Raw genomic sequence first — 13,578 nt, 5'->3', positions numbered from 1 at the left:
TTATTGACTGACCGGCTTGTGATGGCCGACGTTGAGCTGTGCAAGAGTCACCAGTATCAGGATGACGCAGAGGAAAATGGCGCTGGTCCAGGTCGCTCCCATCCCCAGGCCGCCATAGGTCTTGGCCTGCGTCAGCAGGTCGCCGAGAGAGGCACCAAACGGTCTGGTCAGGATGTAGGCTGTCCAGAAGGTCAAGACCGCATTTGCCCCCACACGCCAGGCAACGACGGTGGCGGCAATCAGTGCAGCAAAGATCAGGGCACCCAGAGTGAAACCCAGGCCCAGTGCTTCGGTTGCCAGATCACCCGCAGCGGTCCCCAAAGCAAAGGTGCAAAGCACTGTTGCCCAATAAAACAGTTCGCGACGCGGGGTAATAATTTCGTGGATGGACAGGCTGCGCTCGACGCGATACCAGCCAGAAAAGCTGCTAGCCAGAAGCACCGAAAAAACGATCGTACTGGTGTACAGGCTGACATCCAGCATGTCGGTAAGCACATCGGTTATCTGGGTACCGATGATACTGACCAGAACCACGCACAGCCAATAGATCCAGGGTGTGTAGGCTCGCGCCCTGAGTTGGACAGACAGTGCAATCGCCAACAGCACCGTCATCCCCAGCGTTGTTACTCCGGCACCAAGACCTGCATCGACCGCCAGAAAGTCAGCAACCGTTTCGCCCACCGTAGTGGACAGGATCTTGATCACCCAGAACGCAAGGGTGACCTCGGGAACTTTGTTCAGCCAACCGGCTGTTGTCGGATTCATGTGAGATGCTTCTCCGTGGTAACACTGCAATGTGCGCAAGGGAGAAGGTATGCAGTGAAACTTAGCAGTGACTGAGGGAGGCGCATCAAAGATGGTCGACGCGGATAAAGGGCAAACCGTGGCTTGCCCTCTATTAGGTGGCAATGTTGCGTTGCGGCTATGGCTTGGCGTTTTCAGGCTTCCAGCCGAGCAACTTGTGTTTGAACCCGTAACTGGCAACCTGGTAATAGGCGATGGCGCGAGTGATCAATGGATCATCGCTGGTCGCCTTGCTTTCGACACTTTCTCCAAGCGCATTGTCGTGACGACGCAGGCCTTGGCGAGGACTGAGGATCGCAAGGTTGCTGCCGTCAAACAGGCCCAGGTGCTGGTAATTGCCGACTACCACGCGAGGCGGCAACGAGGTGTCCAGAAACAGGTTGCGGCCGAAGAACGTCGATTGATAGTCCATGTTCAACAACCACAGCAAGGTGGGCGCCAGGTCGATCTGACTGGCCAGACGGGATATTTCTGCCGGCTGGATCAGCTTGGGGGCGTAGATGAACAGCGGGATAGCATAGTTATCGATAGGCAGGTCTTCCTTTCCGGCGCTGCCCGCGGTGTGGTCAGCGACGAAGACGAATATCGTGTTGTCGAACCATGGTTTCTGGCGCGCGTCCGCCAGGAACTTGCCAATGGCGTAATCGGTATATTTCACTGCGCCATCACGGCCGTTACCCGACGGGATGTCGATACGTCCTTCGGGATACGTATAAGGGCGATGGTTGGACGTCGTCATGAGTTGCAGCAGGAACGGTTTTTTTGCCGAAAAATCGGCATCCGCCAGGTCCAGTGCCTGACGATAAAGGTCTTCGTCAGCCATGCCCCAGGCATTCTTGAAGTGAATGTCCTCTTCCTTGACGCTGCTCTGATCGACGACGCGATAACCGTTGCCGCTGAAAAAAGCATTCATGTTGTCGAAGTAACCACGCCCGCCATAAACGAAAACGCTGTCATAGCCCACATGGGCCAATTGCTGACCCAGGCTGGCAAAACCACTTTCGCGTCCCACGCGCTTGACCACCGAGCGCCCTGGCGTGGGCGGAATGGAAAGGGTTATAGCCTCCAGACCACGGTCGGTGCGGGTACCTGTGGCGTAGAAGTTGTTGAAGTAAAGACCCTGTTTGCGTAGCGCATCGAGGTTGGGCGTCAGGTTGCGTGTGTCTCCATTGCTGCCCAGATATTTGGCACTGAGACTTTCGATGGTGACCAGTACGATGTTAGGTGTGCGTGGCGTTCCTGGGTTGTTGATCGACCGTCGAATATCCAGAGGGTCGTTGGCAGTGAGCTGGCTGTTGGGCTCGGCAAGCTCGTGGCGCATTTGACCGGCGACCTGAGTATCGGGGAGGGTGGCGTAGAACTGTTGATAGTCCAGTTCATTGTTGCGGAACGCAGCAAAAAATTGATAAGGCCCGTTACTGGCGAGTTCCCGCTGATAGGCATTGCCGCCCATACCGCGTGGTGTGTCCTGATCGACCCATTGCAGGCTGATACCCGCGAACAATAGCAATAATGCACTGGCGGCAAGACGACCACGATAGGACGGCAGGGGCGCTTTCACTGCTGCGGCTACTGCTCGACTGATCAGCAGACTAACGACGATAGCAACCAGCGCCAGAATGCCGAGCAGTTTACCAACAGGGTAGGATTCGAGAATGTTATTAACTACTTCATCGGAATAGACCAGGTAGTCCACCGCGATAAAGTTGAACCTCACCCCGAACTCATCCCAGAACAGCCATTCGGCGACTGACACAAACAGCATGACGAATATACTTATCGTCATGACCCCTTGAAGGAACCAGCGGTGCCCGCGGGCACGCCACAACACCGGCGGGCAGAGGAGTACGTAAATGCCCAGGGGGACGGCAGCGTAGCTCAGAAAGGCAAGGTCGTAGAGAAGTCCTGTTGCGAAGGTGGAGAAAAACTGCGTTCCTGCTTCATCCATATGAGTCGAAAATAAAAAAAGGCGTGTCAGAAAGAAAATGATCAGCCATGTACCAGTCGCCAGCAGCAAGAATCGTGCTGGGGCTGTTGAATAAATTCGCATTTGTCAATTCCTTGGGCGGGAAAAATCTGAAGTTTCAGGGTGAAGTGTTGAGCATCAGCGTCTACGGATGCGGCATGAAAGTTAGAAGAGTTTTTTGCGTTGTCAAATTTCTGTAATCATAAACACACGCGGAAAAATAGTGCATTCTGCATACTCTATTAATGAGTGTTAGCCGATTATTTATACACAAGGGTGAGTATTTGGTTGTGCAGACGTGAAAAAAATGTTTAAGAGCCGTTCAACAATTATTCAACAACTCACTGTTTATAATTTGTCGTCCTGTTGCCTGTCGGTATCCTCTTTCTCGTCAAACCGGTATCTCCCTTGATGACTTCTCGTGTGCGTTTGCCATTGTTGCTGCTGCTGGGTGTCTTGCTGTTTTTTCTCGCACTGGGAAATCACCAGTTGCAAAATTCGACGGAGCCACGCGTGGCTGGCATTGCCATGGAAATGCACCTGAGTGGCAATTGGATTACGCCGAAACTGAACGGCCAGCCTTTTCTGGAAAAGCCGCCGATGAGTGTGTGGCTGGATGCGGCGGCTATTCGAGTATTCGGTCCTGCCCCATGGGCGGTAAGACTTGCTTCTGCCTGCGCGGGCCTGCTCAGCGTGTTGCTGCTTTACAGCATGCTGCGACGTTTTGGGCGGCCGGCATCCGTGGCCTGGGTGGCGGCTTTCATGCTGGCGACCCAGGCCAGCTTCTGGAGCAATTCGCGGCAAGTGGGCGAGGATGCCTTGTTGGCGTTGGGGGTAACCACCGCCTTGCTGGCATTCTTCCATGCCAGTAATCGCCTGCATAGTCATGGGCTCTCGACAGGGCCCTGGCTGCTGTTCACGCTGGGTATCACACTGGCGACCCTGAGCAAGGGCGTGCTGGGTCTGGCAATGCCGGGCGTGGTGATTTTCTCCTGGCTTGTTTGCGAGTCATTGCAGAACAAACGCATTGTTATTGCTCACTGGCTGCGCCCGGCAATGCTCACCCTTGTGGCCCTGATTCCGCTACTCGTGTGGCTGTGTTTCCTGTACGGACAGGGTGGCACGCAGTCATTGAAGGACGTACTGTGGACCAACAGCGTCGGACGTTTCAGTGGTTCGTTCGAAGAGGCTGGGCACTACGAACCTGCCTATTACTACCTGACAAAACTGCCTGAGGCATTCTTGCCGTGGAATATTCTGGTTTATCTGGGGCTGTGGCATTTTCGAAAGCAGTTAATGGCCAATCGTTATCTGCTGTTCTTCGCCCTGTGGTTGGGCGCGCAGTTCCTGCTGTTGTCGCTGGCCTCCAGTAAACGCATGGTTTATCTGATGTCGCTGGCACCTGCGGCGGCAGTGATTGCTGCGGAATATGCTTTTGTTCTGGGTGAGCGATTGCAGGCTCGGTCTGGACGCCTATTTTTTGCGGCGTCTATCGTGAGGAATGGAAAGGCGCTCATGGCTGCGGGCTTTGTGCTGGTTGTAGCGAGCTATCTAAGTGCAGCCCTATGGCTCGTGCCACAAGCCGACAGGCAGTTGTCATTTCTGCCGCTGACCGACAAAGTCCATACCTTGCAGGTTCAGGGACGCCAGGTTGCCTTGTTCCAGCCCAGCGAACGGCTGGCGGGGGCCAGCGTGTTCTATAGTCAGAGCCTGCTGAAAACACTCGCTAGCAACGCTGAATTGACTGGTTTTCTTACCAGCGCTGATGGCAATGTCGCTGTGATGGAAAGCATGCAGCCACCCGAACCACCCCTGCGGATTGTTGACAGCGTAAAGGTCGGGGATCGTATCTACTATTTTGTCAGTCAGGCACCGCTGGCAGTGGCTGTCAGTCACTGACAGCCACTGCCGGCCACTCTGCACGGCGAGCGTCGCAGGTCCGTTATACGGCCTGACTGCTCACCACTTGATCATGCGGTATCCACTGTTTCTGCGGGATAGGCAAATCGCAGGATTTACCACGACCGATGGGGAAGTAGTGAAAGCCGCGTTTTGCCAGCCGTTCAGTGTCATACAGATTCCGGCCGTCGAAGATGATCGGCGCATTCAGCCGCTGCTGTATCAGATCGAAATCCGGGGCTTTGAACTGCTGCCATTCGGTGCAGATGATCAGTGCATCGGCATCGTTGAGCGCGGACTCAGGTGTGCCCATGAGAATCAGGTCCTTGCGATGACCATAGATACGCTGGGTTTCCTGCATGGCCTCGGGGTCGAATGCCCGCACGCTGGCACCGGCTTCCCACAGAGCTTCCATAAGCACGCGGCTGGGAGCGTCGCGCATATCGTCGGTATTGGGTTTGAACGCCAGCCCCCATAAAGCAAACGTTTTGCCGCGCAAGCCGCCTTGGTAGAACGCATTGACCCGTTCGAACAGCTTGCCCTTCTGCCGCTCGTTAATCGCCTCGACCACAGACAGCAGGTCGTTGGAGCAATGCGCCTCTCTGGCGCTGTGAATCAGGGCGCGAATGTCCTTGCCGAAGCATGAGCCGCCATAGCCGCAACCGGGGTAGATGAAGTCGTAACCAATGCGTGAGTCGGCACCGATGCCCAGCCGCACGGACTCGACGTCTGCGCCCAGATGTTCTGCCAGCTCGGCGATCTGGTTGATAAAGCTGATTTTGGTCGCCAGCATGCAGTTGGCGGCGTACTTGGTCAGTTCGGCGCTGCGCAGATCCATGAACATGATCCGGTCATGATTGCGGTTGAAGGGCGCATACAGCTCGCGCATGACTTTGCGCACCGCTTCATTTTCGCAGCCGATGACAATCCGGTCCGGGCGCCGGCAATCATTGACCGCCGAGCCTTCCTTGAGAAACTCGGGGTTGGACACTATATCGAACTGCAACAGCCGACCGGCCTGACGCAATGCCTTGTCGATATGGCTGCGCAAGGCGTCGCCACTGCCGACCGGCACGGTGGACTTCTCGACGATGATCAGCGGCTCACAGCGATGCCGGGCAATGGCTTCGCCTACCGCAAAAAAACCACCGAGATCAGCCGAGCCATCTGCTCGGGAGGGCGTGCCAACCGCGATGAAAAGCACCTCGGCATGCTCCACCGCCAGTCGCTCGTCGGTGGTGAAGTGCAGACGCTCATGGTCCAGGTTGTCACGCACGAGATTGGCCAGTCCAGGCTCGTAAATGTGTACCTGCCCCTGACGCAGTTGATCGATTTTGGTCTGGTCAATGTCCATACAGACAACATCATGGCCGACTTCGGCAAGTACGGTCGCTTGTACCAGACCTACATATCCGCTACCGAAAACGCTGATTCTCATGGGGAAGATCCTGAAGTGACGGGCTGGAGATGCGCCGCAGGTTTATGGTCAAGACACCTGCCACGATCAGCGTGACACCCACAGTTTTCGATACCGTGAACGTCTCATGGAAAAATGGCAGAGTTGCAGCCAGCGTATAAACCAGTGCATAGCTGATACTGAGAAGCGAATAGGCACGGCTGAGGGGCAAATCACGCAGCGCCAGCAGCCAGAAAAGCATGGAGAGTGCATAGGCTGTGATCGAGGCGCAGATGACGGCGACGGCACTGGACTGAACCTGCCCGATATCCTGCAGGTCGAGCCACTGCCCAGGCGAGGGCAGGCGGCTCATACCCCAGCGCATGCCCAATTGCGCCGAACTGACCAGCACAACACTTGTCATGGCGTACATCGTTGCGCTACGGCGGGTCATGCCTGGCGTCCGAGCTGAAACACGCCGACAAGGATCAGCGCGATACCAAGCCAGTGCTGTGGGTCAACCGGCTCTTTGAAGACATAGCGTCCCGCCAGGGTGATCAGCACGAAGTTGAGGCCCAGCATGGGGTACGCGATACCTACATCCATGCGTTGCAGCACCAACAGCCAGACCAGCAAACCCAGCCCCAGGCAGGCAATCGCCAGCCACAGCCATATCGAATGCAGTGCAGCCAATACGCCTGGAAATGTCCCGCGCCAGCCTTCCACAGCGTACTTTTGTGCGATCTGGCCCAGACACGTCAGCAGGCATGCGCTCAGGAGCATCAGCCAGGTCATAACGCTGACTTCTCATAAATGAGGATGGCCAGGTTGCCTTCGTCGTAACGCTGGCCGTCCTTGGGAAGCAGTTCAAGCTCCTCCAGCTCATCATCACTCTTGCCACGCATGATCACGCCGACCCTGCCTTCGCTTCGGGCTTTTCCAATCCAGGCGTCGATGTCCTGCAGACGGACTTGGCGGCCCTGTACATCCGGATAACCCAGGCCGTATTCAAGCTCGCCCCAAGTATTGAAAAGCGCGATGTCCGGTCGTTTCAGGCGCCACGACATGGCAGAAGCAGCGCCCAGATCATTGCTCAGCAAATATGTACAGGCTGCCAGCTCCGTTTGATGCCTGGCGACAAACTGGTCGGGTGTCTTGTTGTACACCACGTCGTTTGGCAGTGCCGCAGGCAGCAATACGATCAGCAGCCAGCTTCCCACCGCTGGCAGAGCCCAGAAGGTCAAAGGGCGGATGCCTTGCAGGGCGTTGGTGAGCGTCCATCCGGTAAGTACGATGACCGCCAGCAACAAGTGCATCGGTTCGTTTTCGTACACGGGCTGTTTCAACTGCACGTAGATCAGCGCTAAAAGCCCGAGCAAGGTCAATGCTGCGTTAACTATTCCGTTAACGCGCAACGCCGTGCCACGGCCTTGATTGAGACGTTCGACCAGAGCGTCAGCCATGAGCAATGCCAGCGGCAGCAAGCAAGGCAGTATGTAGGTCGGCAATTTGCCTTTGCTCACGCTCAGAAATGCCAGCGGCAGGACCAGCCATAACAGCAGAAAGGCGGCGTCGGGCCTGCTTTTTCGTTGCCAGGCCTGCTTCAACGTCACTGGCAGCAGCAGCGCCCAAGGCAGGCAAGCGGCGATCAGCAGAGGCAGGTAGAACCACCAGGGTTGGGCATGCTGTGCATTGTCCCCGGCAAATCGGCGAATGTGCTCGTGCCAGAAAAAGTAACGCCAGTAGTCGGGCTCTTGCTGGTGTACCGCCAGCGCCCACGGCAGACAGACCGCAATGGCAATCACCACCGCAAGCGGGCCGAACCTGAGCAGTTCAGTCAGACGCCGCTGCCATAGCATGTAGGGCAGGGTGATGATGACCGGCAACGCCCAGGCCAGAAATCCCTTGGTCATGAACCCCATACCGCAGGCTACGCCGACTACCGTCCAGGCTACCAGGCGGGCTCGGCCGATGCTGTGCACGGCGTACCAGAACGCTACCAGCGTCAAGTTGGTCCAAAGGGTAAACTGCGGGTCGAGATTGCTGTAACCTGCCTGACCGGCGACGAAACCGAAACTCATGAAAAGCAGTGCGCTGGCGAAGCTTTTGCGCGGGTCGCGCCAGATCTTTCCCGCCAGCAGGTAGGCCAGCAAGACACTTAAACCGGTGCTTATCGCCGAAGCAATGCGCACGCCGAACAGGTTCTCGCCAAACACCGCCTGGCCCAAGGCAATCAGCCAATAACCGGCAGCCGGTTTTTCAAAGTAACGCAAGCCCATGAAGTGCGGTGCGATCCAGTTGCCGCTGTGAAGCATTTCCTGGCCGATCTGAGCATAACGGGTTTCATCGGGAATCCACAAACCATGGAAACCCAGCGGCAGCAGGTAGGCCAGCAAGAATGCCGCTAACAGGAGTGCGCCATCACGGTATCTGGAGTGCATCACTGTTGCACCCCCAGCCAGCCTTCGCGACCGGGCAGGTGACCGCGAACAACTTGCCCGCAAGGCAGTTGCTCGATGGATTCCGGCAGCAGCCGGCCCAGCGGTTTGAACTCGATTCCCCGGGCGTTGGCCTGCTGTAAAAGCTGCCTGAAACCGTCTGCCATGACAATGCCCTCCACTTCAGCATGAATGGTGTAAACGTTGAGCTGCCGCGCAGCGAAGCGGTTGAGAATGTAGTCGTTGAAGGCCCCAGGCTGGAGTTGCGGGCCGACGACCTCATCGAAGGTTGGCAAGTCCACTGGAATCTGTGGCGTGCCGGGGCTGCCATCAGCCAGTAACGGGCGAAACAGGGTGGCACCGCGACAGTCGCTGTTGTAGCGAAAGCCAAACGCCTGCTTGGCCTGCACGACGTGCTGGTCGGCACGCCAGCCCGCTGCTGCGGAGCAGATCACCGGGTTGCCCAAAATGTCGCTCAGGCAGTCGACCCCACGGTGTATCTGTGCGGTCAACTGGCGATCGTTCCAGCGTCCGGCATTGGCTTGCCAGCCATGGTGATCCCACGCATGCAGGCCGACCTCATGGCCTGCATCCAGAGCACGACGCATCAACGGACCGAGGTCACGTCCGATCGGCTTGCCCGGCCACGCCGTACCCGCCAGCAGAATCTCCCAGCCGTACAGGCTCGCGGCTCTGGAGCGAAGCATCTTCCAGAAAAACGTCGGCCTCGCCATACGCCACAGGTGACGTCCCATGTTGTCGGGGCCGACACTGAAAAAGAACGTCGCCTTGACCTGAGCTTCATCGAGTACGTCCAGCAATTTGGGCACGCCTTCACGGGTGCCCCTATATGTGTCGACATCGATTCTTAAGCCTGCCTGCATCAGCGCATATCCGCCTTTTCAGCCATGGCTTCGCGAATGAAGAAGTCCAGGGTTTTGCCAATCGTTTCGCTCAGCTCGATACCAGGTGTCCAGCCAATCAACTGTCGGGCGTTGTCGATGCTCGGTTTGCGATGGCTGACATCCTGATAACCCTTGCCATAGAAGGACTGGCTTTCTACTTCGCGAAAGCCTGCGAATGGCGGGAAGTTGCCGCGCAACGGGTGCGCTTCGAACTGGCGCAGCAGCTCTTCACCCAATTGACGAATGCTGGCTTCATTGTCGGGGTTACCGATGTTGATGATCTGACCATTACAGCGCCCATCGCGATTTTCGATAATCCGCGCCAGCGCCTCAATGCCGTCGACCACATCGGTGAAACAGCGCTTCTGGGCTCCGCCATCCACCAGCCGAATCGGCGTGCCTTCCACCAGATGCAAAATCAGTTGGGTGATGGCCCGCGAACTGCCGATACGCGCCGAGTCCAGTCGGTCGAGGCGAGGCCCCATCCAGTTGAACGGCCTAAACAGGGTGAATTGCAGGCCTTTCTGACCATAGGCCCAGATCACGCGGTCCAGCAGTTGCTTGGACACCGAGTAAATCCAGCGCTGCTTGTTGATCGGGCCAACGATGAGGTTCGATGTGTCTTCGTTGAAGCTCGCGTCCTGGCACATGCCATAGACTTCGGACGTTGACGGGAAGATCACCCGCTTGTTGTACTTCACGCAGTAACGGACGATCTTCAGGTTTTCTTCGAAATCCAGCTCGAACACCCGCAGTGGGTTGCGGGTGTATTCAATCGGTGTAGCGATGGCCACCAATGGCAGCACCACATCGCATTTCTTGATGTGATATTCGATCCACTCGGTGTGGATGCTGATGTCGCCTTCGATGAAGTGAAAGTTCGGCTTGGTTCGCAGGCGCTCGATAGCGTCTGAACTGATGTCCATACCGTAGATTTCGTAACGATCGTCCTGCAGCAAACGCTCCGACAGATGATTGCCGATGAAACCGTTGACGCCGAGGATCAGCACGCGGGTACGGCGGGCCGGGCGGCGCTTTTCTGTGTCGAGTAGTTGCGAGCCTTCCACCAGGCCAAACTCGCGGGCCAGCTGTGCACCACTGAGGTACAAGCCGGTGTCGCCGCGCTGTCCTGCGTTGATCACCAGCGAACCCTCACCGCAGGCGATACGCAACGGGTCGTGGCTGATGACCGTGCCGGGTGCTTCTCCGTTATTGCCTGCCTCGGCATTGGCGGCCCAGACAATCAACTTGTTCTCGCCTACCGGACAAAATGCGCCGGGGTAGGGCTGCGTGACTGCCCGTATCAGGTTGTAAAGTTGCGTGGCCGGAAGCGACCAGTCGATCAAACCGTCGGCCGGGGTGCGGCGACCGAAAGAGGTTGCAAGGGATTCGTCCTGCGGCGTGCCTGAAAGTTGCCCCAGAGCAAGCAGGGGGAGCGTTTCACTAAGCAGGTCTGCGGCGGCTTCACGCAGTTTGCCGTGGAGCGTCAAGGCTGTATCGGCAGAACTGATCGAGACGCGTTGCTGAGCGACTATCGGCCCTGCATCGGCGCGCTTGACCATTTGATGCAAGGTCACGCCGGTTTCGCTTTCGCCGTTGACCAGCACCCAGTTTGCCGGTGCCCGCCCGCGATAGCGTGGTAACAGCGAGCCATGCAGATTCAATGCGCCTTTTTTCGCGCAGGCCAGTAACAGATCGCCGAGAAGCTGGCGGTAATAGAAGGAAAAGATGAAGTCAGGGGCCAGTTTGCCGATGCGTTCCACCCACAAAGGGTGATTGGGGTCCTCAGGAGCATGCACGGGAATGCCATGTCGCGCACACAGCTGCGCCACGGAACCAAAGAAGGTTTTTTCCTTGGGGTCGTCGGCGTGAGTGAAAACTGCAGCAATTTCATAACCTGCGCCCAGCAGCGCTTGCAGGCCGACACAGCCAATATCGTGATAAGCGAAAACGACAGCTTTAGGGCTCATGGCGCAACCTTGTTCATATAGGGAGTTACAGAGGAATCAACGCTTTCGCTGGCAACTTCGGACGAGCTGCGCACGACTTTTTCGATGAAGAAGCGCGGACGCGCACGGACATCGCTGTACATCCGGCCGAGGTACTCGCCCAGTAATCCCATGCCGATGAACTGCCCTCCGGTGAATACGAACAGCACCGCAAACAGCACGAACGTGCCATCACCGGCCCATGACGCACCGAAGATCAGGCGCAGAACGATCAGTACCGCAGCAAACAGCACGCCGAGCAGTGCCATGCTGAAGCCGATAATGCTGAGCAGGCGCAAGGGCGTAGTGGTCATGCAGGTGATCAGGTCGAACATGAGGTTGACCAGGCGCATGGGGCTGTATTTCGAGTCGCCATGTTCACGTTCGGCGTGATCGACCAACACCTCGGTCGTGTGCCGCGCGAAGCTGTTGGCCAGAATCGGAATGAAAGTGCTGCGCTCCCGGCAGGCCAGCATTGCATCGACAATCGTGCGCCGGTACGCGCGCAGCATGCAGCCGTAATCGTTCATGGCCACGCCGGTGGAGCGTTGTACTGCCAGGTTGATGAGCTTGGATGGCCAACGTCGCCAAGCGGAGTCCTGACGATTGCTGCGCACCGTGCCGACAACGTCATATCCTTGCTCTGCAAGCGCAACCAGCCGGGGAATTTCCTCGGGAGGATTCTGCAGATCAGCGTCGAGGGTGATCACCACATCACCTTTGCACTGCTCGAAACCAGCCATGATCGCTGCGTGCTGACCGTAGTTACGATTCAGAATCACCGCAACGAAGGGGCTGCCAGGCTGATGTGCGGCCTGTTGAAGAATCTCTGCCGATTCATCGCGACTGCCGTCATCCACCAGCACGATTTCGAAGCGGTGATTCAATTGTTTACAGGCCGCTTCAGTACGCCGTAGTAACTCGGGCAAGCTCTGGCGCTCGTTGTAGACAGGGATGACAATCGACACAAACTTGATTGGGTAGGGTCTCAATGGCTGGATTCCACGGTCGATTCAATGGCACTGACAACCCGCTCGACATCATCCAGCGTCATGTCAGGGAACAGGGGGATAGAGCAAAGCCTTGATGAGTTCCATTCGGTGTCTGGCAGGCAGACGTCAGGGAAACGCTTGCGGTAATAGCTGTGCAGGTGAGTCGCTATAAAGTGGATGCCGGTGCCGATGTTTTGAGCCTGCAAGGCCTTCATGAACGCGTCGCGATCCAGCCCGCAGCGCTCGGGATCAATGCGCAGAATGAACAGGTGCCAGGCGTGGTGCTGGGCGTAGCGGGGCAGGGCGAGGGGCAGGACCGGGCTCGCGGCCAGCCGTTCGAGATAGTGGCTGGCGAGCGCCTGACGCTTTGCATTGATTGCGTCAAGGCGTTGCAACTGCACCAGGGCAATACTCGCATTGAGGTCGGCCAGGTTGTATTTGAAGCCTGGCTCCATGACTTCTGCCTGGGGTTTGCGACCCAGCGTCAGTCGGTCGTAGGCGTCGACACCCAGGCCATGGAATTTAAGTTGGCGCACCCTATCAGCCAGTTGTGCATTGTCAGTGACGAACATTGCACCTTCGGCGCAGGTCATGTTCTTGATCGCGTGAAATGAAAATATCGCGGTGCCCTGGTTGCCGACCGGACGACCCTTGTAAGCGGTTCCGGCCGCATGGGCAGCGTCTTCTATCACAGTAATGCCGTGGCGATTTGCCAGCGCATAAAGCGGATCGAGATCGAATGCGGCGCCAGCGTAATGCACCGGTACGATCGCTTTGGTTCGTGGCGTGATGGCTTGCGCTATCAGCGCTGCGCTGCTCATCAGAGTGCCACGGTCGACGTCGACAAAAACCGGAGTAGCCCCCAGCAGGCAAATCATGTTGGCCGTCGACACCCAGGTCTGCGAAGGCGTAATCACTTCATCGCCAGGCCCGACCCCCAGTGCCAATAGCGCAACGTGCATCGCCCCGGTAGCGGACGACAACGCAACCGCATGTTGCGCGCCAACCCGCGCCGCAAATTGCTCCTCAAGCTTCTGACATTCCGGCCCGGTCGTGATCCACCCGGAACGCAGCACACGAGTCACTGCAGCAACTTCTTCATCGCCTATGGAAGGCCGTGAAAAAGCAAGAAAAGCTTGGCTCATAGATATTTTTCCACTTTACGTTTCATAGCCAATACATAAAAAACG

At 57.1% G+C, this 13,578-nt stretch carries 11 protein-coding genes; 1 reads left to right on the top strand and 10 read right to left on the bottom strand.

Annotated elements, in window-relative coordinates:
* Complete coding sequence (locus RGM3321_RS05475) at positions 1–765, bottom strand: hypothetical protein (protein WP_244391909.1); 765 nt, start codon at positions 763–765, stop codon at positions 1–3.
* Between the two features lie 157 nt (positions 766–922).
* Entirely contained in the window at positions 923–2,854 is a 1,932-nt protein-coding gene (locus tag RGM3321_RS05470) for an LTA synthase family protein (protein WP_244391908.1), read from the bottom strand.
* A gap of 327 nt (positions 2,855–3,181) precedes the next feature.
* On the opposite strand from RGM3321_RS05470, the gene RGM3321_RS05465 reads away from it, so the two are divergent.
* A complete protein-coding gene (locus tag RGM3321_RS05465) occupies positions 3,182–4,669 on the top strand; it encodes a glycosyltransferase family 39 protein (RefSeq protein ID WP_244391907.1) in 1,488 nt (495 codons plus the stop codon).
* A gap of 43 nt (positions 4,670–4,712) precedes the next feature.
* On the opposite strand, the gene RGM3321_RS05460 is transcribed toward RGM3321_RS05465, so the two are convergent.
* The 8 genes from RGM3321_RS05460 to arnB are packed head-to-tail and all read right to left on the bottom strand — an operon-like array spanning position 4,713 to position 13,533.
* Positions 4,713–6,107, bottom strand: a complete 1,395-nt coding sequence (locus tag RGM3321_RS05460) for a UDP-glucose/GDP-mannose dehydrogenase family protein (protein WP_244391906.1) — start codon at positions 6,105–6,107, stop codon at positions 4,713–4,715.
* Positions 6,085–6,489 (bottom strand): 4-amino-4-deoxy-L-arabinose-phosphoundecaprenol flippase subunit ArnF, encoded by a 405-nt coding sequence (gene arnF, locus RGM3321_RS05455; protein WP_244391966.1) that lies wholly within the window; start codon positions 6,487–6,489, stop codon positions 6,085–6,087. The genes RGM3321_RS05460 and arnF overlap by 23 nt, the downstream gene beginning before the upstream one ends.
* 26 nt (positions 6,490–6,515) lie before the next feature.
* Positions 6,516–6,860, bottom strand: coding sequence for a 4-amino-4-deoxy-L-arabinose-phosphoundecaprenol flippase subunit ArnE (gene arnE / locus RGM3321_RS05450; RefSeq protein WP_244391905.1), 345 nt, complete (start codon positions 6,858–6,860; stop codon positions 6,516–6,518).
* The gene (arnT, locus tag RGM3321_RS05445) at positions 6,857–8,506 is read right to left on the bottom strand and encodes a lipid IV(A) 4-amino-4-deoxy-L-arabinosyltransferase (RefSeq protein WP_244391904.1); all 1,650 of its coding nucleotides are present in this window, start codon (positions 8,504–8,506) and stop codon (positions 6,857–6,859) included. Before arnT ends, arnE begins: the two co-directional genes overlap by 4 nt.
* The gene (arnD, locus tag RGM3321_RS05440) at positions 8,506–9,387 is read right to left on the bottom strand and encodes a 4-deoxy-4-formamido-L-arabinose-phosphoundecaprenol deformylase (protein ID WP_244391903.1); all 882 of its coding nucleotides are present in this window, start codon (positions 9,385–9,387) and stop codon (positions 8,506–8,508) included. The genes arnT and arnD overlap by 1 nt, the downstream gene beginning before the upstream one ends.
* Entirely contained in the window at positions 9,387–11,378 is a 1,992-nt protein-coding gene (gene arnA / locus RGM3321_RS05435; protein ID WP_244391902.1) for a bifunctional UDP-4-amino-4-deoxy-L-arabinose formyltransferase/UDP-glucuronic acid oxidase ArnA, read from the bottom strand. The genes arnD and arnA overlap by 1 nt, the downstream gene beginning before the upstream one ends.
* Complete coding sequence (arnC, locus tag RGM3321_RS05430) at positions 11,375–12,388, bottom strand: undecaprenyl-phosphate 4-deoxy-4-formamido-L-arabinose transferase (protein ID WP_219169000.1); 1,014 nt, start codon at positions 12,386–12,388, stop codon at positions 11,375–11,377. Before arnC ends, arnA begins: the two co-directional genes overlap by 4 nt.
* A complete protein-coding gene (arnB, locus tag RGM3321_RS05425) occupies positions 12,385–13,533 on the bottom strand; it encodes a UDP-4-amino-4-deoxy-L-arabinose aminotransferase (protein ID WP_244391901.1) in 1,149 nt (382 codons plus the stop codon). Before arnB ends, arnC begins: the two co-directional genes overlap by 4 nt.
* Positions 13,534–13,578 lie beyond the last annotated feature (45 nt).

Origin of the sequence: Pseudomonas sp. RGM 3321, from assembly GCF_022836805.1 — a bacterium.
In the GTDB taxonomy this organism is placed as follows: Bacteria; Pseudomonadota; Gammaproteobacteria; order Pseudomonadales; family Pseudomonadaceae; genus Aquipseudomonas.
Note: the sequence above shows the minus strand (reverse complement) of the source record. Positions and strands in the feature narration are given on the sequence as shown.

Coding starts and splice junctions, on each gene's coding strand:
- RGM3321_RS05470 (WP_244391908.1), bottom strand. CDS start 2,854: ATGCGAATTTATTCAACAGCCCCAGCACGATTCTTGCTGCTGGCGACT.
- RGM3321_RS05465 (WP_244391907.1), top strand. CDS start 3,182: ATGACTTCTCGTGTGCGTTTGCCATTGTTGCTGCTGCTGGGTGTCTTG.
- arnE (WP_244391905.1), bottom strand. CDS start 6,860: ATGACCTGGCTGATGCTCCTGAGCGCATGCCTGCTGACGTGTCTGGGC.
- arnA (WP_244391902.1), bottom strand. CDS start 11,378: ATGAGCCCTAAAGCTGTCGTTTTCGCTTATCACGATATTGGCTGTGTC.
- arnF (WP_244391966.1), bottom strand. CDS start 6,489: ATGACAAGTGTTGTGCTGGTCAGTTCGGCGCAATTGGGCATGCGCTGG.
- arnB (WP_244391901.1), bottom strand. CDS start 13,533: ATGAGCCAAGCTTTTCTTGCTTTTTCACGGCCTTCCATAGGCGATGAA.
- RGM3321_RS05475 (WP_244391909.1), bottom strand. CDS start 765: ATGAATCCGACAACAGCCGGTTGGCTGAACAAAGTTCCCGAGGTCACC.
- arnD (WP_244391903.1), bottom strand. CDS start 9,387: ATGCAGGCAGGCTTAAGAATCGATGTCGACACATATAGGGGCACCCGT.
- arnT (WP_244391904.1), bottom strand. CDS start 8,506: ATGCACTCCAGATACCGTGATGGCGCACTCCTGTTAGCGGCATTCTTG.
- RGM3321_RS05460 (WP_244391906.1), bottom strand. CDS start 6,107: ATGAGAATCAGCGTTTTCGGTAGCGGATATGTAGGTCTGGTACAAGCG.